Origin of the sequence: Geobacillus thermodenitrificans subsp. thermodenitrificans DSM 465, from assembly GCF_000496575.1 — a bacterium.
In the GTDB taxonomy this organism is placed as follows: Bacteria; Bacillota; Bacilli; order Bacillales; family Anoxybacillaceae; genus Geobacillus; species Geobacillus thermodenitrificans.
Genome location: NZ_AYKT01000011.1, coordinates 45,764 through 65,081, shown reverse-complemented (window position 1 = coordinate 65,081; position 19,318 = coordinate 45,764). Strand labels below are relative to the sequence as shown.

The 19,318-nt window shown below is 49.3% G+C and carries 20 protein-coding genes; 17 read left to right on the top strand and 3 right to left on the bottom strand.

What is annotated here, in order from left to right; translation table 11 throughout:
* The first annotated feature begins 40 nt into the window (after positions 1–40).
* From hemE to DSM465_RS0111805, 5 genes are all read left to right on the top strand, one after another.
* A complete protein-coding gene (gene hemE, locus DSM465_RS0111825; protein ID WP_029761440.1) occupies positions 41–1,078 on the top strand; it encodes a uroporphyrinogen decarboxylase in 1,038 nt (345 codons plus the stop codon).
* Between the two features lie 15 nt (positions 1,079–1,093).
* Positions 1,094–2,044 (top strand): ferrochelatase, encoded by a 951-nt coding sequence (gene hemH / locus DSM465_RS0111820; protein WP_029761439.1) that lies wholly within the window; start codon positions 1,094–1,096, stop codon positions 2,042–2,044.
* Entirely contained in the window at positions 2,037–3,479 is a 1,443-nt protein-coding gene (gene hemY, locus DSM465_RS0111815; RefSeq protein WP_029761438.1) for a protoporphyrinogen oxidase, read from the top strand. The genes hemH and hemY overlap by 8 nt, the downstream gene beginning before the upstream one ends.
* Before the next feature lie 199 nt (positions 3,480–3,678).
* On the top strand, positions 3,679–4,251 hold the full coding sequence (locus DSM465_RS0111810; protein WP_008879110.1) for a TetR/AcrR family transcriptional regulator: 573 nt from the start codon (positions 3,679–3,681) through the stop codon (positions 4,249–4,251).
* Positions 4,252–4,325: 74 nt separating this feature from the next.
* Positions 4,326–6,710 carry a YhgE/Pip domain-containing protein gene (locus tag DSM465_RS0111805; protein WP_029761437.1) on the top strand — a complete coding sequence of 795 codons (2,385 nt, stop codon included), beginning with the start codon at positions 4,326–4,328 and terminating at the stop codon, positions 6,708–6,710.
* 331 nt (positions 6,711–7,041) lie between these two features.
* Here the strand turns inward: DSM465_RS0111805 and yhfH are convergent, their stop codons facing one another.
* The gene (gene yhfH / locus DSM465_RS20120; RefSeq protein WP_008879108.1) at positions 7,042–7,179 is read right to left on the bottom strand and encodes a protein YhfH; all 138 of its coding nucleotides are present in this window, start codon (positions 7,177–7,179) and stop codon (positions 7,042–7,044) included.
* A gap of 152 nt (positions 7,180–7,331) precedes the next feature.
* On the opposite strand from yhfH, the gene DSM465_RS0111800 reads away from it, so the two are divergent.
* The 5 genes from DSM465_RS0111800 (at position 7,332) to DSM465_RS0111780 (ending at position 12,715) form a co-directional block, all read left to right on the top strand.
* Positions 7,332–8,066 (top strand): MBL fold metallo-hydrolase, encoded by a 735-nt coding sequence (locus DSM465_RS0111800; protein WP_011886876.1) that lies wholly within the window; start codon positions 7,332–7,334, stop codon positions 8,064–8,066.
* 132 nt (positions 8,067–8,198) lie between these two features.
* Positions 8,199–9,743, top strand: coding sequence for a fatty acid--CoA ligase family protein (locus tag DSM465_RS0111795; RefSeq protein WP_029761436.1), 1,545 nt, complete (start codon positions 8,199–8,201; stop codon positions 9,741–9,743).
* 136 nt (positions 9,744–9,879) lie between these two features.
* Positions 9,880–10,890, top strand: a complete 1,011-nt coding sequence (locus tag DSM465_RS0111790; RefSeq protein WP_011886878.1) for an ABC transporter substrate-binding protein — start codon at positions 9,880–9,882, stop codon at positions 10,888–10,890.
* Between the two features lie 69 nt (positions 10,891–10,959).
* Positions 10,960–11,952 carry an ABC transporter permease gene (locus DSM465_RS0111785; protein ID WP_035498507.1) on the top strand — a complete coding sequence of 331 codons (993 nt, stop codon included), beginning with the start codon at positions 10,960–10,962 and terminating at the stop codon, positions 11,950–11,952.
* A complete protein-coding gene (locus tag DSM465_RS0111780; protein ID WP_011886880.1) occupies positions 11,918–12,715 on the top strand; it encodes an ABC transporter ATP-binding protein in 798 nt (265 codons plus the stop codon). Before DSM465_RS0111785 ends, DSM465_RS0111780 begins: the two co-directional genes overlap by 35 nt.
* Before the next feature lie 59 nt (positions 12,716–12,774).
* Here DSM465_RS0111780 and dat read toward each other — a convergent pair whose 3' ends face one another.
* On the bottom strand, positions 12,775–13,638 hold the full coding sequence (gene dat, locus DSM465_RS0111775) for a D-amino-acid transaminase (RefSeq protein ID WP_011886881.1): 864 nt from the start codon (positions 13,636–13,638) through the stop codon (positions 12,775–12,777).
* Positions 13,639–13,842: 204 nt separating this feature from the next.
* Here dat and DSM465_RS0111770 point away from each other — a divergent pair, with 204 nt between their 5' ends.
* Both DSM465_RS0111770 and DSM465_RS0111765 read left to right on the top strand, forming a co-directional pair.
* Positions 13,843–14,559 carry an AzlC family ABC transporter permease gene (locus DSM465_RS0111770; protein WP_008879100.1) on the top strand — a complete coding sequence of 239 codons (717 nt, stop codon included), beginning with the start codon at positions 13,843–13,845 and terminating at the stop codon, positions 14,557–14,559.
* Positions 14,552–14,857: an AzlD domain-containing protein gene (locus DSM465_RS0111765; protein ID WP_008879099.1), complete on the top strand. Its 306-nt coding sequence runs from the start codon at positions 14,552–14,554 to the stop codon at positions 14,855–14,857. The genes DSM465_RS0111770 and DSM465_RS0111765 overlap by 8 nt, the downstream gene beginning before the upstream one ends.
* Before the next feature lie 91 nt (positions 14,858–14,948).
* On the opposite strand, the gene DSM465_RS0111760 is transcribed toward DSM465_RS0111765, so the two are convergent.
* The gene (locus DSM465_RS0111760; protein WP_029761434.1) at positions 14,949–15,539 is read right to left on the bottom strand and encodes an SCO family protein; all 591 of its coding nucleotides are present in this window, start codon (positions 15,537–15,539) and stop codon (positions 14,949–14,951) included.
* Positions 15,540–15,732: 193 nt separating this feature from the next.
* Here DSM465_RS0111760 and aceA point away from each other — a divergent pair, with 193 nt between their 5' ends.
* From aceA to lepB, 5 genes are all read left to right on the top strand, one after another.
* A complete protein-coding gene (aceA, locus tag DSM465_RS0111755; RefSeq protein WP_011886883.1) occupies positions 15,733–17,019 on the top strand; it encodes an isocitrate lyase in 1,287 nt (428 codons plus the stop codon).
* Positions 17,020–17,124: 105 nt separating this feature from the next.
* Positions 17,125–17,319, top strand: coding sequence for a hypothetical protein (locus tag DSM465_RS0111750; protein ID WP_008879094.1), 195 nt, complete (start codon positions 17,125–17,127; stop codon positions 17,317–17,319).
* A 132-nt stretch (positions 17,320–17,451) separates the two neighbouring features.
* Positions 17,452–18,000 (top strand): competence protein ComK, encoded by a 549-nt coding sequence (locus tag DSM465_RS0111745; RefSeq protein ID WP_008879093.1) that lies wholly within the window; start codon positions 17,452–17,454, stop codon positions 17,998–18,000.
* Positions 18,001–18,093: 93 nt separating this feature from the next.
* Complete coding sequence (locus tag DSM465_RS0111740; RefSeq protein ID WP_008879092.1) at positions 18,094–18,717, top strand: TVP38/TMEM64 family protein; 624 nt, start codon at positions 18,094–18,096, stop codon at positions 18,715–18,717.
* Positions 18,714–19,268 carry a signal peptidase I gene (lepB, locus tag DSM465_RS0111735; RefSeq protein WP_011886885.1) on the top strand — a complete coding sequence of 185 codons (555 nt, stop codon included), beginning with the start codon at positions 18,714–18,716 and terminating at the stop codon, positions 19,266–19,268. The genes DSM465_RS0111740 and lepB overlap by 4 nt, the downstream gene beginning before the upstream one ends.
* Positions 19,269–19,318: the final 50 nt, after the last annotated feature.

Sequence of the window (19,318 nt, the reverse complement as noted above, 5' to 3'; positions counted from 1 at the left end):
AAACGGTTGTCTGGAATAGATGAAAGAAAGGCGGATGGAGATGACAAGACGAATCAACGATACCTTTTTGCGTGCCTGCCGGGGTGAAAAAACGGCTTATGTGCCGGTCTGGTACATGAGGCAAGCTGGACGGTCGCAGCCGGAGTATCGGGCGCTGAAAGAAAAATATTCACTATTTGAGATTACGCACCAGCCGGAGCTTTGCGCTTACGTCACGAGGCTTCCGGTTGAGCAATATGGTGTTGATGCTGCTATTTTATACAAAGACATTATGACCCCGCTGCCAGCGATCGGTGTGGATGTAGAAATTCGCGGCGGCGTCGGGCCGGTGATCGCCAACCCGATCCGCTCGCTCCATGATGTTGAACGGCTAGGGGAGATCGATCCAGAACATGATGTGCCGTACGTGCTTGAGACGATCCGGCTCCTAGTCAACGAACAGCTCGATGTGCCGCTCATCGGGTTTGCCGGCGCGCCGTTTACGTTGGCCAGCTACATGATTGAAGGAGGTCCATCCAAAAACTATCATAAGACAAAGGCGTTTATGTATGCCGAACCGAAAGCGTGGTTCGCTTTAATGGACAAGCTCGCTGAGATGACGATCCGCTACGTGAAAGCACAAATTCAAGCCGGGGCAAGCGCGGTGCAAATTTTTGACTCTTGGGTTGGCGCTGTCAATGCAGACGATTACCGGACATTTATTAAGCCGGCGATGGCGCGTATTTTTGCTGCCTTGCGTGAAGAAGGAGCGCCGCTCATCATGTTTGGCGTCGGTGCGAGCCACTTGGCACACGAATGGAATGACTTGCCGCTTGATGTCATCGGTCTTGATTGGCGGTTATCGATTCGCGAGGCGCGCCGTCGAGGCATTACAAAAGCCATTCAAGGCAACTTGGATCCAGCAGTGCTGCTTGCGCCGTGGGATGTGATCGAGGAGCGGGTGAAGCGTATTTTGGACGAAGGGATGGAGCAGCCGGGCTATATTTTCAACTTAGGTCATGGCATTTTCCCGGATGTCCAACCGGCGACATTGAAACGGCTGACTGCCTTTATCCATGACTATACTTCAACGAACTAAAAGAGGTGCAACACAATGGCGAAAAAAACGGTCGGACTGCTTGTTATGGCGTATGGAACCCCGTATAAAGAAGACGATATCGAACGGTATTACACGCATATCCGCCATGGAAGGAAGCCGCCACAAGAACAAATTGACGACTTAAAAGCGCGCTACCGAGCGATCGGCGGGCTGTCACCGCTCGCTAAAATCACGGAAGCGCAGGCGAAACAGCTCGAGAAGCGGCTGAACGAAATGCAGGATGAAGTCGAGTTTTGCATGTATTTAGGGCTGAAACATATCGAGCCATTTATCGAGGATGCGGTCGAGCGCATGCATGCTGACGGTGTGAAAGAGGCGGTGGCAATCGTTTTGGCGCCGCATTATTCCACATTCAGCATCCGCTCGTACAACGAGCGGGCAAAAGCGGCGGCGGAAAAGCTTGGTGGCCCGGTCATTTACACGATCGATCAATGGTATGACGAACCAAAGTTTTTGCAATATTGGTCGGAAAAAGTGAAAGCTATTTTCGACGCCATGCCGGAACGTGAACGGGAGCAGGCGGTGCTCATCGTATCAGCCCACAGCCTGCCGGAAAAAATCATCCAAGCTGGTGATCCGTATCCGGCGCAACTTGAAGACACGGCAAAGCGCATCGCCGAGCAAGCCGGTGTCACTCATTACGCCGTCGGTTGGCAAAGTGCTGGAAATACACCGGAGCCTTGGTTAGGCCCGGATGTGCAAGATTTGACGCGCCAGTTGCACGATGAACAAGGTTATACATCGTTTGTTTATGCGCCGGTCGGCTTTGTCGCCGATCATTTAGAAGTGTTGTATGATAATGATATTGAATGTAAACAAGTGACCGAAGAAATTGGCGCCCGCTATTACCGGCCAGAAATGCCGAACACCGATCCACTGTTTATTGATGCGTTGGCGACGGTCGTGCTAAAACGGCTTGCAAAAGAAGGCGATGAGCATGAGTGAAGAGAAACGGACGGTTGTCATTATCGGCGGTGGCATTACTGGTCTCACTGCTGCCTACTACTTGCAAAAAGCGATCAAAGAACAGCGTCTGCCGCTGACATGTAAGCTTGTCGAAGCAACACACCGGCTCGGTGGAAAAGTGCAGACGGTCATCCGTGACGGCTATGTCATTGAGCGTGGCCCAGACTCTTTTTTGGCAAGGAAAACGAGCGCGTTCCGTCTTGTAAAGGAAGTTGGCCTTGAACATGAAATCGTCCACAATGCGACTGGGAAATCGTACATTTTAGTAAACGGCCAATTATATCCGATCCCAGGCGGAGCGGTGATGGGCATTCCGACGCGCATCGCCCCGTTTTTAACGACTGGGCTGTTTTCTCCAGTCGGCAAGCTGCGAGCGGCACTCGATTTCGTGTTGCCGCCGGTGAAAACAAACGGTGACATGCCGCTCGGCCAATTTTTTCGCCGCCGTTTAGGCGACGAAGTGGTGGACAATTTGATCGAACCGCTGCTGTCTGGCATTTATGCCGGTGACATTGACGAAATGAGTTTAATGGCGACGTTCCCACAGTTTTTTCAGCTCGAACAAAAATACGGCAGCCTCGTTCGAGGAGCAAAACGAACGACGCCAAAAGAACAGAAAGAGCGAAAAGGAGCGTTTCAGACATTAAAAACCGGCTTGCAGTCGCTCGTTGAAGAAGTGGAAAAGCGGCTTGAACCGGGCAGTGTCATCAAAGGGACGCGTGTCGAGCGGATCACCCGGGCTGGTTCGGCGTACCGTCTTCAATTGAGCACTGGTGAAACATGGGAGGCGGACAGCGTGATCATCACTGTGCCGCACCACATTGTACCGGACATGCTCGCTGATTATCCGTTTTTCGCCCCATTTCGTTCGGTACCGCTGACATCGGTGGCGACGGTGGCGCTTGCTTTTCCGGAGAAAGCGATCCGCCAAGATATTGATGGCACTGGGTTTGTCGTCTCGCGACGCAGCGATTACACAATGACGGCGTGCACGTGGACGCATAAAAAATGGCCGCATACGACACCGCCTGGCAAAGCGCTTTTGCGTGGCTATGTCGGACGACCGGGGGATGAAGACATCGTTGATCAGCCGGACGATGAGATCGTCCGCATCGTGCTTGATGACTTAAACAAAGTGATGAAAATTGATGGCCATCCGGAATTTGCCGTCATCTCCCGTTGGAAGCGGGCGATGCCGCAATATACAGTCGGGCATCGAGAGCGGCTGGCGGCGATTAAGCAGCATATGGCGGCGGAGCTGCCAGGGGTGTTTTTAGCTGGCAGCTCCTATGAAGGTCTCGGATTGCCTGATTGCATTGATCAAGGGGAGAAGGCGGTCCGTGATGTGCTTGATTATTTGCGGCAAGGGGAATCAAACCGATCGGCAGAAGCCGTGTACAGCAGCGCTCAATAAGCCGTTTAGTCATCGACTCATCAGCCCCCAGGCAATGCTTTGCCTGGGGATGAATGGTGTCGTTTCTTTAGGTAGAGGGTGCCGCAACTGTGTCTTAAGATGTGTATTATTTTTGCCCTTTACGCCGGAGGCAGGTCTATGATAGGATAAAAATGAATTGACCAAATCGTTCATTCAGTCATATTAAAGGATGAGGCTAATGGCAAGCGATCGTAAACGGCAGATTATCGAAGCAGCAGCTCAATCGTTTGCTGCTTTCGGCTACAAGGCAACGACGATGGAACAGATCGCCAAGCTCGCCAACGTCGGCAAAGGGACGATTTACACGTTTTTTAAAAGCAAAGAGGAGTTGCTTGATGAAATCGTTTCGTCCTTGATCGCGGAAATCAAAGTAGAAGCTGAGCAAGCGATGGATTCGTCGTTGCCGTTTTCCGAAAACGTTCATCGAGCTCTGTACCGTATTTTAGAATTCCGCCAGCGCCACCAGCTGACAGCGAAGCTGCTCCAAGAAATGCGCAGTATTGGCACGATAGCGGTGCAGGAAGTGCTGACTAAGTTCGACCGGGCGATGGTTGAGTTTATTCGGCAAAAAATTGAGGCGGCGGTGGAAAAAGGGGAAATCCGCCCATGCAATGCGGAAATAACGGCGTTTTTAATGCTAAAGATGTACATTGCTCTCATTGTCGATTGGGAGAAAGATCATCAACCGCTGACAAAAGAACAAATTGCCGAATTGTTTGCGCTTTATTTTTTACAAGGATTGTCCAAGTAGATAATCCTATCTTTTTTTGATCTTTTTGACTAAATGAACGAATTGGTCATTTGTTTAAAGGAGGGAGCCACTCTATGTTGATAAAAGAACTGCGCACGATTATCTTCCGCCCGAAAGTGCTCATTCCGATTCTAGCGATTTTGCTCATTCCTCTTCTTTATAGCGGATCGTTTTTATGGGCGTTTTGGGATCCGTACGGCCATGTAGATCAGCTGCCGGTGGCGGTCGTCAATGAAGATAAGGGAGCGGTGCTTGACGGCAAGAAAATTAACCTTGGCGACGATGTGGTAAAGCGGCTGAAAGAAAATGGAACGTTTGATTGGCAGTTCGTCAGTCGCAAGCAAGTGGATGATGGTTTGAAGAACCAAAGGTATTACATGGCCGTCATTATTCCCAGTGATTTTTCTGCTAACGCAACAACGGTGCAAAGCGGCAACCCAAAGCCGCTGAGACTCGTATACATCCCAAATGAAGGGGCGAATTATTTAGCTGGAAAGATTGGCGATTCTGCCATTGAGGCAATAAAAGAAGAAATTTCGAAAAATGTAACAAAAACGTATGCAGAAACAATGTTGACGAACATGAAGGCAGCAGCCGACGGGCTCGATAAGGCAAGTCAAGGAGCAAATCAGCTGCACGATGGGCTCCGAACAGCGGGACAAGGAAGCCGTTCACTTTCCGACGGAATGGAAGCGGCGGAGCGAGGAAGCGCTAGTTTGGCCGCTGGAGCGGAAAAAGTCAAGGACGGGGCGTCTGATTTGTCCCATTATTTAACCGAGTTAGCTGAGAAATCATTGACGTTTGAAAACGGGTTACAAGAGGCGAGTGACGGGGCAAAACAACTACAAACTGGAGCGACGGCACTTCAGGATGGGCTTGGAAAATTGGCTGTCGGCAGCCAAAAACTTGCTTCTGGCGCTGTAGAAGCTCAAAATGGGGCATCGTCGCTCGCGAATGGATTGCACACTTCGCTTCATAGTATGAAAGAACTGCAATCACAATTGCCATCTCTCACTAGTGGGGCGAACGAGCTTCGTGACAGGGCGGCTGAGCTGGGTGAAGGAATTCAAGCGTGGCAACAAAAGGCGGGTGAGGCGGCTGACGGAGCGAGTGAAGTGAACATAGGGCTGCAGCAGTATGCGGCTCAACTTGAAAGGCTGATTGAGCAAACGGACGATCCGCAGCAAAAAGCAACTTTGCAGACGCTTTATGAGCAGCTTCAACCGCTTGTAAAGGGAAGCGAGAGTGTAGCAACTGGCATTCGCGGGCTAGCTGACCAAGCGGGACGCATCAAAAACGGTGCTTCTCAGCTTGCTGACGGTGCAGCGGCGTTCGCTTCGGGGCAGCAGGCAGTGCAAGAAGGCATCGGAAAGCTCGTTAACGGACAACAGCAGCTTGTCGATGGCGCTGATCGCTTAGTGGCCGGCCAACAAACACTGGTCGATGGTGCGAAGGAGCTTGAAAACCAGCTTCAAGCCGCTTATCAAGGGGCACAAACAGTCGCAGTCGGCAGCAGCAAGCTGGCTGATGGAGTCAACCAACTTGCTACTGGTTCCAGCCAGCTTGTTTCCGGAACAAGTGAGTTGGCGGACGGGGCGAACAAACTTTCCGACGGCGTTTCTGCTGTGGCTGAAGGTGCGACTTCGCTCCATCAAGGATTTGATAGTCTTCTCCGCGGTGGACGATCGCTGTCAACCGGACTCGTACGGCTTGAACAAGGAGCGGGTGAGTTGGCTGACCGCTTAAGCGAAGGAGCGGAAAAGGCAGATAGTATTCAAGCGAACGAGCGTGTATCCGAGATGATCGCAGATCCAGTACAAAACGACAAACGGCCACTCCACCACGTGCCGAATTATGGAACTGGCTTTGCTCCGTACTTTTTATCGCTTGGCTTGTTTGTTGGGGCTCTGCTATTGACGATCGTCTTTCCGTTGCGTGAACCAGTCGAACGGCCGTCGTCCGGGGTGGCTTGGTTTTTTGGAAAATGGGGAGTATTGGCTATTGTGTCGGCGGCACAAACACTGTTGGCCGATGCATGGGTGTTGTACGGGCTTGACTTGCATGTACAAAGCGTTTGGCGCTTCCTGCTGTTTACGTGGATCATTAGTATGGCATTTATGATGATTGTCCAATTTCTCGTCACCTTGTTTGACAATCCGGGCCGGTTCCTGGCCATTTTGCTGCTCATCGCCCAGCTTATAGGAAGCGCCGGCACGTACCCACTTGAGCTCATTCCGGACGCACTGCAATCGCTTCATCCGTGGTTGCCGATGACCCATGCCATCCATGGGCTGCGGACCGTTATTTCGGGCGGTGATTTCGTGTTAATGTGGAAGGAGGCGGCGATATTGGCTATAGTGGCGACAGTCTTTGCTTTAGGGACACTTGCGTATTTCTGCCTTCTTTATCGCCGCCGCTATGCGGTATGGACAGAAACTGAAACAACGGTTGAAGCGTGATTGGTTTTGACTTGAAGAGCGTCATTTCATGAGCAAAGGGTTGATCCCAAAAGGTTGTAAAACGTCCTTTTGAGATCAGCCCTTTTGTTTGATTTTCATTGTTTCGGAAAGGAATTTCCCTCCCTTTTAAAGCAGCAATCCGTTGTTTCTTTGTCGCAGCGGTGCTATGGTATTATGAGATGAATGAGAGATGTTAGCTGTGCGTCAGGCTTAGCGTCAAAAAAAAGCCCCCTTGGAAGGAGGCATTACGGAAAAGGCAGGCTGCATCGGGGAACAGCCTATCGCCGGCGGGGCAGCCGGCAAACGTGACGCAAGGGCAGCGTCCGCTCACCTATTGGCGGTAAGCGGAGCCAAGGCAGTCAGAACAGATGTTGCCGTAACATTCATGCTGTTCATCCATTTCTTTACCGCAGTGCATGCATTTTTTGGGCGGTAGGTTTTTGAAAAATTCTAACACTTTTACTAACATTTCGATCCCCTCCGTTGTCTTGGTAGCTTTATTGTACTATAACACAAAACGATGTGTCAATATGTGTTTTAAAACAAAAAGGCGACAAAGATGAAAAAATGAACACAATTGTGTATGATGAAGACAAAATGAATGAAGGGAGAGAACAGGAAATGAAAGTAACGGTCATCGGCTATTGGGGAGGGTTTCCAGCCGTCAATGAAGCAACATCGGCGTATTTGTTCGAGCATGACGGTTTTCGCCTACTTGTCGATTGTGGGAGCGGAGCACTTGCTAAGCTGCAAAATTATACGACCGTAGAAGATTTAGATGCGGTCATCCTTTCTCATTACCATTACGACCATATCGCTGATATTGGTCCGCTTCAATACGCGCGCCTCATCCATAAAACATTAGGAGCTGACTTGCCGGTGCTGCCGATTTATGGTCACACGGAAGACGAGGAAGCATTTGAGCGCTTAACGCATAACGGCATTACGGAAGGGATCGCCTATGATCCGAAAGGGGAGCTTGCTGTTGGGCCGTTTTCAATTACATTTCTAAAAACGGTTCATCCGGTGCCTTGCTACGCGATGCGTATTACCGCCGGCGACAACACGATCGTGTATACGGCTGATTCTAGCTATATACCGGAGTTTGTGCCGTTTGCTAAAGGAGCTGATTTGCTCATTTGTGAATGCAACTTTTACGCTGGACAAAACGCAGCGCCTGCCGGACATATGACGAGTGAAGAAGCGGCAACCATCGCTGAAGGAGCGGGCGTTGGTGAACTATGGTTGACGCATTTGCCGCACATTGGCCGTCATGAACAGCTCATCGAGGAGGCGGGACGGACGTTTCGCGGTGTCATTCGCCTTGCCCGAACCGGTCTTGTCTGGGAGCGATAAGTTGAGCAACGAAAGAACAGCAAAGGAAACGCTTTCTCTTGCTCTTTGCTGTTCTTTTTTTTATAATTGGTATAGTTCGAATTTTTTTACTTATAAAATGAATGGGTATTCATTCATTTTGGGGGGATGATGATGAATTTAACAGCGCGGCTAGCGCAAATGGCGAAACAACTACCAGACAAGGATGCATATGTGTTTATGGGGGAACGATACACGTATCGGCAATTGAATGCTGCCATATCACAATTTGCTGATGGACTGGCGCAACTTGGCATTCGCCAAGGAGACCATGTCGCCCTGTTGCTTGGCAATTCTCCTCAGTTTGTCGTCAGTCTGTATGGAGCGCTTCGGCTTGGGGCGACAGTGATTCCGATTAATCCGATTTATACGCCGGAGGAGATTTCCTACATTTTACATAATGGCGATGTCAAGGCGGCGATCGGACTCGATTTGCTCGCCCCGCTGTTTGCCGAAGCGAAGAAGCGGCTGCCACTATTGAAGTATGCGATCGTTTGTGAAACGCCACAAGGGAAAGAAAAAGGTATTTCATTGTCGGGAGAGATGAAATCGTTTGCAGAAGTGTTGGCTGCCGGCAGCCCAGATTTTACAGGGCCGGAGCTGAAGGATGATGATGTCGCTGTTATATTGTATACGTCCGGAACGACCGGTAAGCCAAAAGGAGCGATGCTTACCCATAAAAACTTGTACAGCAATGCTCAAGACACGGCGGATTATTTAGGCATTAATGAAAATGACCGCGTGATTGCTGCCTTGCCGATGTTCCATGTCTTTTGTCTGACAGTGGCGCTCAACGCTCCGCTGATGAATGGAGGAACAGTACTTATCATGCCAAAGTTCAGCCCATCACAATTGTTTGCGCTAGCCCGCGAAGAAAAGGCAACGATTTTTGCCGGTGTGCCGACAATGTACAACTTCCTTTATCAACATGAAGAAGGAAGTGCAGACGATTTGCGGACGCTTCGTCTTTGCATCTCGGGTGGTGCTTCTATGCCGGTCGCGTTGCTTGAAAACTTTGAGAAAAAATTCAATGTGATCGTTTCAGAAGGGTATGGACTGTCGGAAGCGTCGCCGGTTACGTGTTTCAATCCGCTCGACCGGCCGCGCAAGCCCGGTTCAATTGGAACGAGCATTAAAAACGTTGAAAACAAAGTCGTCAATGAATATGGTGAAGAAGTGCCGATCGGAGAAGTAGGCGAGCTTGTCGTCCGCGGTCCCAATGTCATGAAAGGGTATTACAAAATGCCGGAAGAAACAGCCGCTGCCTTGCGAGACGGTTGGCTGCACACCGGTGATTTGGCGCGCATGGACGAAGATGGTTATTTCTATATCGTCGACCGAAAGAAAGAGATGATTATCGTCGGTGGATACAACGTGTACCCGCGCGAAGTCGAGGAAGTGTTGTATAGCCATCCGGATGTCGTTGAAGCCGCTGTGATCGGTGTGCCAGATCCGGATTACGGCGAGATGGTACGGGCGTTTGTCGTCACGAAAAATCCAGAACTAACGGAGGAGCAATTGCTCGCCTACTGCCGCGAGCGGTTAGCGAAGTATAAAGTGCCGGGTGAAATCGACTTTTTAGAGGAACTTCCGAAAAATGCAACAGGAAAAATTTTACGGAGAGCATTGAAAGAACGGTTGACTGCTTCTCACACTTAATAGTGCTGAATGTTCAGCACTTTTTCTTTTTTTTGAATAGTATATTGAAATTAAAGAGATAAACTTATATAATTTGACACATAAAAGCATAAACGTTCAAAAGGACTAAATTTATCTACATAGGGGGGATCGGATGATGGGCAAACATATGCAGCGGCTTGTGGCGTTATGCGCAGCAAGTATTTTGGCGCTTAGCGGCTGCACTGGAGCGAAAGAAACGGGAAACAGCCAAGGAAACGACGACGGGCAGGAAGCGAAGGAAAAAACATATAAAATTGGGGTGACACAAATCGTCGAGCATCCGTCACTTGATGCGGCGCGCGAAGGATTTGAGCAGGCGCTAAAGGACAAGGGGCTGTCCGTCAAGTATGATGTACAAATCGCCCAAGGCGACCAAAGCAATAACCAAACGATTGCTACAAACTTTGCCTCCGATGGCGTTGACTTGATTTTCGCCAACTCGACGCCAAGCGCACAGGCGGCGCTTAATGCAACAAAAGACATTCCAATTATTTTTACGTCAGTGACCGACCCGGTTGGCGCCCAACTGGTTCAATCGATGGAACAGCCAGGCGGCAATGTGACAGGTACGACCGACACACATCCGGAGGCGATTCCGAAAACAGTGGAGTTTATTACTAAGTATATTAAAGGTAACCGTGTCGGTATGGTGTATAACGCCGGTGAACAAAATTCAGTCGCCCAAGTCGATCAAGTGAAAAAAGCAATGGAAGGCACCGATTTGAAAATCGTTTCTGCATCAGTATCTACGTCGGCCGAAGTGAAACAGGCGACTGAATCGCTCGTTGGCAAAGTTGACTGTCTGTACATCATTACCGACAATACGGTCGTGTCAGCACTTGAGTCGGTCATTCAAGTCGCCAATGAACATGACATTCCTCTTTTCGTCGGCGAGCTCGACTCGGTGAAGCGCGGCGGGTTTGCAGCATATGGGTTTGACTATTATGACATCGGTTACGAAGCTGGGGAAATGGCGGCGCAAATTTTGCAAGACGGCAAGAAGCCGGCCGATCTGCCGGTTCAATACCCACAAAAATTAAAGCTTGTCATTAACAAAAAAGCGGCGCAAGAAATGGGAATTGAACTCAACCCAGAATGGGATTCGATCGCTGAATATATCGAATAAACGGTTATCCCTCCTTCCGTGAAGGGGGGATTTATTGCCAAAAAGTAGGTGAGAATTGTGTGGACAGCGATGTTTGGTTCTGTGGAAGTGGGCTTGATTTATGCCATCATGGCGCTTGGCGTCTACTTGTCATTTCGCATTCTGGATTTTCCTGATTTAACGGTTGACGGCAGCTTTGTTACCGGCGCATCGGTCGCTGCCGTGATGATTGTCGGTGGAGCGAATCCGTTTGCTGCTTCGGCCGCAGCGCTTTTAGCAGGTTTTGCTGCAGGAACGTTGACCGGGCTGCTGCATACGAAAGGGAAAATTAACCCGCTTTTATCCGGCATTTTAATGATGATCGCTTTGTATTCAATTAATCTGCGTATTATGGGAAAATCGAATGTACCGCTGTTGCAGCAGGAGACGGTCATTACGAAGATCACAGCTGCTTGGCAACAAACTGGATTCGATGCGGTGCTCAATCAACTGCTTTCCTTTACGGGATTTGCACCGCGGACATGGGCTATCTTATGTTCGATGGCGGTGCTGACGTTGGTGGTCAAAGGGGTTCTTGATTGGTTAATGAAAACAGAGGTTGGGATCGCGCTGCGGGCGGCCGGAGACAACAAACCGATGGTAGCGAGCTTTTCCGCCAACACAGATTGGCTCATCGTCTTTGGACTCGGGCTGTCAAATGCGCTTGTCGCCTTTTCTGGAGCGCTTATCGCCCAGTATGGGGGATTCAGCGATGTCAACATGGGGGTCGGGATGATTGTCATCGGTTTAGCTTCGGTGATTATCGGCGAGGCGTTGTTCGGCGCCCATTCGGTTGTACGCGCGACGTGGGCGGTCATCGGCGGCGCTATCGTTTATCGTCTTATTTTGGCGCTCGCTTTACGTGTCGAGTTTTTGGAGACGGGCGATGTGAAATTGATTACCGCACTCATTGTCATATCGGCGCTCATCGTGCCAAACGTGTGGGCGGCACAAAAAGAAAAGCGGCGGAAAAAGCGGAAAGCGCAGCAATTGGAAAGGGGGGAGCCCGTTGCTGGAGCTAAAACGAATTACAAAAGTATTTAATGAAGGCACGGCTGATGAGAAAATTGCGTTGCGCGGCATTGATTTAACGCTTTCCCCCGGCGATTTCGTCACCGTCATCGGCAGCAACGGTGCTGGAAAGTCGACGTTGATGAACATCATCGCTGGGCGGCTGTCTCCTGACACGGGTGAAGTATGGATCAACGGCCGCAACGTGACGACGCTCAAGGAGCACGTGCGCGCCCGCTATATCGGACGCGTCTTTCAAGATCCAATGGCTGGCACTGCACCGCATATGACGATTGAAGAAAATTTAGTGCTCGCCTACAATCGGACGAAGCGGCGCACGCTTCGCCTCGGCGTCACGAGGCAAAAGCGTGAATGGTTTCGGGAAACGCTGCAATCGCTCCATTTAGGGCTGGAAAATCGGCTTACCGCCAAAGTGGGCCTTCTTTCCGGTGGAGAGCGGCAGGCGCTCTCGTTATTGATGGCGACGTTTACGAAGCCGGATGTGCTTTTGCTTGACGAGCATACTGCTGCCCTCGATCCGGCGCGGGCCGAGCTTGTGACCGAACTGACGAAGCAAATCGTCGCCCAACACAATTTGACGACACTGATGGTGACGCACAATATGGAGCAGGCGATTCGCCTTGGTAATCGGCTCATCATGATGGATGGCGGACAAGTCATTTTTTCCGCCGAAGGAAAGGAAAAAGAGGAATTGACGGTCGAGCGGCTACTTGAGGAGTTTCAGCGCATCCGAGGCAGCCAATTCGCCAGCGACCGCGCTGTGCTCAGCTCATAAACAAAACGAGGTGTCCCAAGGAAGAGCGTGGGGACACCTCGTTTGTTCAACTAAGCCAGTCAAGCGTTGCTTGTGGCCGGTTGTGTCGCCTTTTGGTAAGCGGCTTGCAACGATTTTGTTACCGTTCCTGGCTGGCCGTTGCCGATTGTTGTGTCATCGACTTGAATGATCGGAATAATAGCTGAGGTTGTGCTTGTTAAAAATAGTTCGTCTGCTTCGGCAATATCATGAACCGAAAACGCTTTTTCAATCAGTGGGATGCCAAGATCGGCGCAAAACTGCTTCACTTTCGTGCGGACGATGCCGTTTAAAATCCGTTCTGTCGCCGGATGGGTGTACACCGTTTCACCTTTGACAAGAAACATATTGGACGAACTGCCTTCGGTCACGACGCCGTCACGGTGGAGAATGGCTTCAAACGCTCCACGCTCGACCGCTTCTTGTTTCGCTAGCACGTTCGGCAACAAATTCAAGCTTTTAATATAGCAGTACTCCCAACGAACGTCTTTCGTTAAAATGGCGCGTACGCCGTGTGTCATTTCATCTGTTTTTCTTGCCATCGGTTGGATGTAGGCATACAAATTGGGACGATTTTCTGTCGGGAACGCATGGTTGCGCGGAAAGCTGCCTCTTGTCACTTGCAAATACAAAATCGCATCTTCGTGCACATCATTCATACGGCGAAGCTGTTCAAGCCGCTCGGACAGCTCTTCGGGAGCAAATGGGACAGACAAGCGAATAGCCGCTGCCGAACGGTACAGGCGGTCGAGATGTTCTTGAAGCCAAATATATGCTCCGTTGTATAGGCTCACTACCTCATAGACGCCATCGCCAAACTGCAAGCCGCGTTCTTCCATGGGATATGTTACTTGCTCGCAGCGGAGAACGCCACGTTCGGTCAATACATACGGTTTCACTGACATAAAAGTGCACTCCTTTTCAATTGCGCGAATAATAAATCAATTCGATTATATCATAAATTGATTTCCTCCCCTACTCCCGCTTTGCTCTAAGCGAGGGTTTCCTGATTAATAGAAATAAAAGAATTGACATATGTTCGGGTTGCGAAATGACAGCAATTTTTAGACAATAAACATATCAAACTAGTGAAACGGGGGAATGGATGGATGGAAACGACATGGACGGCTAGTAAAATGGCGCCGTTTCGTCAAGGGATGCAGGCCGGAGTGGCGATCGCCATCGGCTATATGCCGATTGCCCTGACGTTTGGGCTGCTTGCCAAGACGACCGGGCTGACGCTCGCGGAAACAGTGCTTATGAGCGTCATCGTCTTTGCTGGCGCCTCGCAATATATTGCGCTCAGCTTGCTTTCGGTCGGTACCGGTATATTTGAAATCATTTTAACGACATTCATTTTAAACATTCGCCATTTTTTAATGTCCGCTTCCCTCAGCGAAAAAGCGGAGCCGGATGAGCTTTGGAAAAAGGCGCTGTATGCATTTGGCATTACGGATGAAACGTTTTCTGTTGCGGCTATGAAAGAGGGAACGGTCAACGCCTCGTATATGTTTGGATTGATTATGATGGCGTACGGTAGTTGGGTTGTCAATTCCGGCATCGGTTATGCTGTCGGGAAGAGTTTGCCGGAAAGCTTGCAAGACAGCATGTCAGTCGCTTTGTACGCCATGTTTATCGGCTTGCTCGTCCCGGCGCTAAAAAAGCAGCGGAAAACGGTATGGTTGGCAGGATTGGCCGCCGTATTCAACTCGCTCGGTACCTTTGTCTTTCATCTATCTAAAGGATGGTCGATCGTACTGGCGACGCTTCTTTCGGCAGTCGTTGTTCAATGGTTGGCGAAAGAGGGAGGGAATAAGGATGAATAACGCGATCATTTGGATGATTATTGGCATGGGACTCGTCACTTACTTGCCGCGAATGTTACCGCTTGTGCTGTTCGGACGCGTCGAGCTGTCGCCATTTTGGCAAGGGGTGCTGAAAAATGTGCCGTACGCTGCACTTGGTGCACTCGTTATTCCTGATATTTTTTTCATTCAAGACGATATTCTTTTTGGGATCATCGGTTTTGCGGCGGCTGTGATTGCGGCCTGGCTAGGAGCGAATGTCATTATTGTCGTGCTTGCTTCGGTCGCAGTTCTTAGTTGTTATTCTATGCTTATTTAAAGTGTCAATCGTTCAATGCGAATGGTCAATAAAAAAGGGAGCAGACAATGCTCCCTTTTTCATTTCCATAGGTTGCCCGTATATCGAACCGTCATGATAATTCATCCATAATCACTTCGTACACTTCATCAACACGAAATCGTGATTCCCCCATGCCGATCTGTTCAATGACCCGTCCGTCCCGATTGAGCAAGTAAGCGAGTGACGTATGCACCATCATGCCGTTTCCGGGGTCACGGTATTGGAAGTTGAAGGCGTCTGCCGTCTTTTTTGTCTCTGCTTCACTGCCACGCAAAAACACCCACCCTTGTCCATCAGCAGTCACTCCAAACGTATTCGCATATGTTTGCAGTTTTTCCTTCGTGTCGCGTACGGGGTCAATGGTGATCGTAACGAATTCCACGTCACGCCCGAACACTCCAGCTTTTTGCAGCCGGTCGCGCAGTTTCGCCATCTGCATCGTCGTATTTGGGCAAATATCCGGGCAGTTCGTATAGATGAATTCGACGAGTCGAACTTTTGGAGGCAAGTCGTCAAAGGAATAAGGGGCTCCCCATGCTGTTTCCATCGTCACATCATCGGGCAGACGCATAGCAGACGGTTTATAAACAGCAAAGTAAAAGATGCCGATGCTAATGCCAACAAGCACAAGGGCTGCGACAATCATATACCATTTTTTCATGATCATCACTCCTCTACTATTGATCATACCAAAATGATGGACAGAAAAAATATCGTTTTTATGAACGTTATGCGTCTATTTTCTTAATTAAAAAAAGTTTCAAAAAAAACACTTGCATTTTTTTCTAACTGTTATATAATAAAAACCGTAAACATAACAATGTAATATAACAATAGGGATGGGGGAAGGAAAAATGGCGTCATTTGCTGAACGTGTCCGACAATTGGAGGAAAGTTGGAAAAATGAAGAGCGCTGGAAAGGGGTCGTCCGTCCGTACAGCGCCGAAGATGTTATTAAACTGCGCGGCTCGCTTGATATTGAGCATACGCTCGCTCGACGCGGAGCTGAAAAGTTATGGAAGCTGTTAAATACGGAAGATTACGTTCATGCGCTCGGTGCGTTGACCGGAAATCAAGCCGTGCAACAAGTGAAAGCTGGATTGAAGGCCATTTACTTAAGCGGCTGGCAGGTAGCGGCCGATGCCAACCTCGCAGGACATATGTATCCGGATCAAAGCTTGTATCCGTCCAACAGCGTTCCGCATGTAGTCAAACGTATTAACCAAGCGTTGCAACGTGCAGATCAAATCCAATATTTAGAAGGTAGTGGCGATGTTGACTATTTTGTGCCGATCGTTGCTGACGCGGAAGCTGGATTCGGCGGCCAGCTGAACGTGTTTGAGCTCATGAAAGCGATGATCGAAGCCGGGGCGGCCGGCGTCCATTTCGAAGATCAGCTGTCGTCGGAGAAAAAATGCGGCCATTTAGGTGGGAAAGTGCTCTTGCCGACGCAAACGGCGGTGCGCAACTTGATCGCAGCGCGGCTTGCTGCTGACGTCATGGGTGTCCCGACTGTGCTCATCGCTCGCACCGATGCGAATGCTGCTGACTTGATCACAAGCGACATTGACCCGCGCGATCAACAGTTTATTACCGGCGAACGGACGACGGAAGGGTTTTATCGCACACGGGCAGGCCTCGACCAAGCGATCGCTCGCGGACTTGCTTACGCGCCGTATGCCGACCTTATTTGGTGTGAAACGAGCGAACCAAATTTGGATGAAGCACGCCGATTCGCGGAAGCGATTCACGAGCAATTTCCAGGTAAGCTGCTCGCGTACAACTGCTCGCCGTCATTTAACTGGAAGAAAAAATTGGACGACGAAACGATCGCCAAATTCCAGCAAGAGCTCGGTAAAATGGGATACAAGTTCCAATTCGTCACTCTCGCCGGCTTCCATGCGCTCAACTACAGCATGTTTGAGTTGGCACGCGGCTACAAAGATCGCGGCATGGCAGCATACGCCGAACTGCAGCAAGCCGAATTTGCCGCTGAAAAGTACGGCTACACGGCAACGCGCCATCAGCGTGAAGTTGGTACTGGCTATTTCGATGAAGTCGCTCAAGTCATCTCCGGCGGCCAGTCGTCCACAGTCGCCTTAAAAGGGTCAACTGAGGAGGAACAGTTTACAACTGCTTAATGTAAATCAACAATGGATGTAGATGAAGGCCCGGTCTCTCCGGGCTTTTTTTAGTGCATAAAAGGAAAAAGATGGCGCACCCTATAGGCATAGGGAGGCGATGGGATGGAAAAGAGAACAAATGATCTGCCGGAATTGATGCCCGCTGAATTTCGCGTTAGTACAGATCTCCATTTTGAACAATGGACGATGAATGAGGAAACGTACGCGGGAGATTCAGTCGGTGAACATACTGCGCTTGAGCAGGCTAATGAATACTTAGCAGCCAAAGAGATCGGCCAAATATTTGAAAATTCATAGCATACCCATGACGATCGTCATGGGTTTTTTTATGATAAAAAGACTAATAATTTTTTTCAAAATATAGAAAAATATAACTTTTGATGGTATGATAGAAGTAGTTATCAGTTGATTAGGAAAGGGGATGAATCGATGAAAGTGAATGAATTTATCGTGCTAGAACATTTTGTCGTAAGCCGTTATACAATGGCAATTCTTCCGTACTTGTTGAACAGCGACATCTATGCAAAAGTCATTGAGGAAGATGGCGAATATATTGTCAAAAAAACGCCAACCGACATCATTAAACAGAGCTGTGATTATTATGGATGCAGCTTCCAAGGTAGAAAAGAAGGGACAAAGGCGTTGATCGGCATCACTCATAAGGCACCGATTGCCGTCGAACCGTCCAATGGAATTTATGTCTTCCCGACTTCTTCCCCGAGAGATTCCGGCTGCGTTTGGTTGTCCCATATGCATGTCTATAGGTATGAACCTGCTAAATATGAGCGAACCGTCGTCTATTTCCGCAACGGAAAAAGCGTATTCCTCGATGTATCCTACAAATCCTTTATCAATCAATTATATCGAACGGCTCAATTGCGGACGAAACTGTCAGACCGAATGGAAGCAAGAGAGCGCAAGCTACAATACATATTCCGCATGCAGCAGAAAAAAGAAAAAGATGTGCCAGAGCATTGATGGTAAAAATGGGCTTTCACAAAGATGAGTTCAAATTGCACGACCGAGCGTGTAAAATAAAAATATAAACGGCATTTGAATGGAGAAAGATGCATGAATATGGAAACATTCGAACAATGGTTCACGCTCGATTACGTGCTTTCCTTGCTCGAACATTACCGCTCATTTGGCGTGTTTCCCGGCATTGCCGCGACGCTGCTCGAGTCGTTTTTTCCGATTTTGCCGATGGTCGTTTTTGTCATGGCGAACGCCGCTGCGTTTGGATTGTGGAAAGGATTTTTCATTTCTTGGCTCGGTGCTTCGCTTGGATCGCTCATCGTGTTTTGGTTAACGCGGAGAATCGGCCGGCAGCGTTTCTTTCATTTTGTCCGCCGCCATCAAAAAGTGCGTCGGTTCATGCACTGGATCGAACGACACGGATTTGGCCCACTGTTTTTGCTTTATTGTTTTCCTTTCACTCCGTCAGCGCTCATTAATATTGTCGCTGGGCTGTCGGGCATCAGCCGCCAACAGTTTGTGCTTGCGGTATTGCTTGGAAAGATGGTCATGATTTTTATGATTAGTTTTATCGGTTATGACATCGTGGCGCTTGTTCGTCAGCCATTGCGCACGGCTGGAATTGCTTTGGTTGTTTTGTTGCTTTGGTATGCAGGAAAACGGGTAGAAGCAAGATTTTCGCTGACAGAAAAACAACGTGGCGAGGGGGGTGGGGAATGACGAAAGAAAAGAAAAAGGAAAAACGGAGATATCATTGGCCATGGCTGACCGTCGTTTGCTTCATCGTGGCGCTCCGTTTTTTTGTTTTCAGCAGCTACATGGTAGAGGGAAAATCGATGATGCCGACGCTGCAAAGCGGCAATTTGCTGATTGTCAATAAACTGTCCTACGAAATCGGATCGATCCGCCGATTTGACATTGTCGTTTTTCATGCCAACCAAAAGGAGGATTATGTAAAGCGGGTTATTGGGCTGCCGGGGGACCGGATTGAATATAAAAACGATATATTGTATGTCAATGGAAAAAAAGTTGACGAACCATATTTACGACCGTATAAGAAAAAATTGATTAGCGGCAAGCTGACGGGCGATTTTACCCTTGAAGAGGTGACCGGAGAAAGACGAGTGCCGGCCGGTTGCATTTTCGTGCTTGGCGATAATCGGCTTGGCAGTTGGGACAGCCGCCATTTCGGTTTTGTCAAAATCGATCAGGTCGTCGGCAAGGTCGATCTCCGTTATTGGCCGTTTGAACAGTTTGCTTTCCGTTTTTAGGACAGCGACTTGCAAAACTCGGTTGTCGGAGCGCCAGCTAGAGAAAAACT

Coding starts and splice junctions, on each gene's coding strand:
- DSM465_RS0111790 (WP_011886878.1), top strand. CDS start 9,880: ATGGGCAAACATATGCAGCGGCTTGTGGCGTTATGCGCAGCAAGTATT.
- DSM465_RS0111745 (WP_008879093.1), top strand. CDS start 17,452: ATGAAAGTGAATGAATTTATCGTGCTAGAACATTTTGTCGTAAGCCGT.
- DSM465_RS0111785 (WP_035498507.1), top strand. CDS start 10,960: ATGTTTGGTTCTGTGGAAGTGGGCTTGATTTATGCCATCATGGCGCTT.
- lepB (WP_011886885.1), top strand. CDS start 18,714: ATGACGAAAGAAAAGAAAAAGGAAAAACGGAGATATCATTGGCCATGG.
- yhfH (WP_008879108.1), bottom strand. CDS start 7,179: ATGTTAGTAAAAGTGTTAGAATTTTTCAAAAACCTACCGCCCAAAAAA.
- hemH (WP_029761439.1), top strand. CDS start 1,094: ATGGCGAAAAAAACGGTCGGACTGCTTGTTATGGCGTATGGAACCCCG.
- DSM465_RS0111770 (WP_008879100.1), top strand. CDS start 13,843: ATGGAAACGACATGGACGGCTAGTAAAATGGCGCCGTTTCGTCAAGGG.
- DSM465_RS0111740 (WP_008879092.1), top strand. CDS start 18,094: ATGAATATGGAAACATTCGAACAATGGTTCACGCTCGATTACGTGCTT.
- aceA (WP_011886883.1), top strand. CDS start 15,733: ATGGCGTCATTTGCTGAACGTGTCCGACAATTGGAGGAAAGTTGGAAA.
- DSM465_RS0111805 (WP_029761437.1), top strand. CDS start 4,326: ATGTTGATAAAAGAACTGCGCACGATTATCTTCCGCCCGAAAGTGCTC.
- hemE (WP_029761440.1), top strand. CDS start 41: ATGACAAGACGAATCAACGATACCTTTTTGCGTGCCTGCCGGGGTGAA.
- DSM465_RS0111800 (WP_011886876.1), top strand. CDS start 7,332: ATGAAAGTAACGGTCATCGGCTATTGGGGAGGGTTTCCAGCCGTCAAT.
- DSM465_RS0111795 (WP_029761436.1), top strand. CDS start 8,199: ATGAATTTAACAGCGCGGCTAGCGCAAATGGCGAAACAACTACCAGAC.
- DSM465_RS0111765 (WP_008879099.1), top strand. CDS start 14,552: ATGAATAACGCGATCATTTGGATGATTATTGGCATGGGACTCGTCACT.
- DSM465_RS0111760 (WP_029761434.1), bottom strand. CDS start 15,539: ATGAAAAAATGGTATATGATTGTCGCAGCCCTTGTGCTTGTTGGCATT.
- hemY (WP_029761438.1), top strand. CDS start 2,037: ATGAGTGAAGAGAAACGGACGGTTGTCATTATCGGCGGTGGCATTACT.
- DSM465_RS0111750 (WP_008879094.1), top strand. CDS start 17,125: ATGGAAAAGAGAACAAATGATCTGCCGGAATTGATGCCCGCTGAATTT.
- DSM465_RS0111810 (WP_008879110.1), top strand. CDS start 3,679: ATGGCAAGCGATCGTAAACGGCAGATTATCGAAGCAGCAGCTCAATCG.
- dat (WP_011886881.1), bottom strand. CDS start 13,638: ATGTCAGTGAAACCGTATGTATTGACCGAACGTGGCGTTCTCCGCTGC.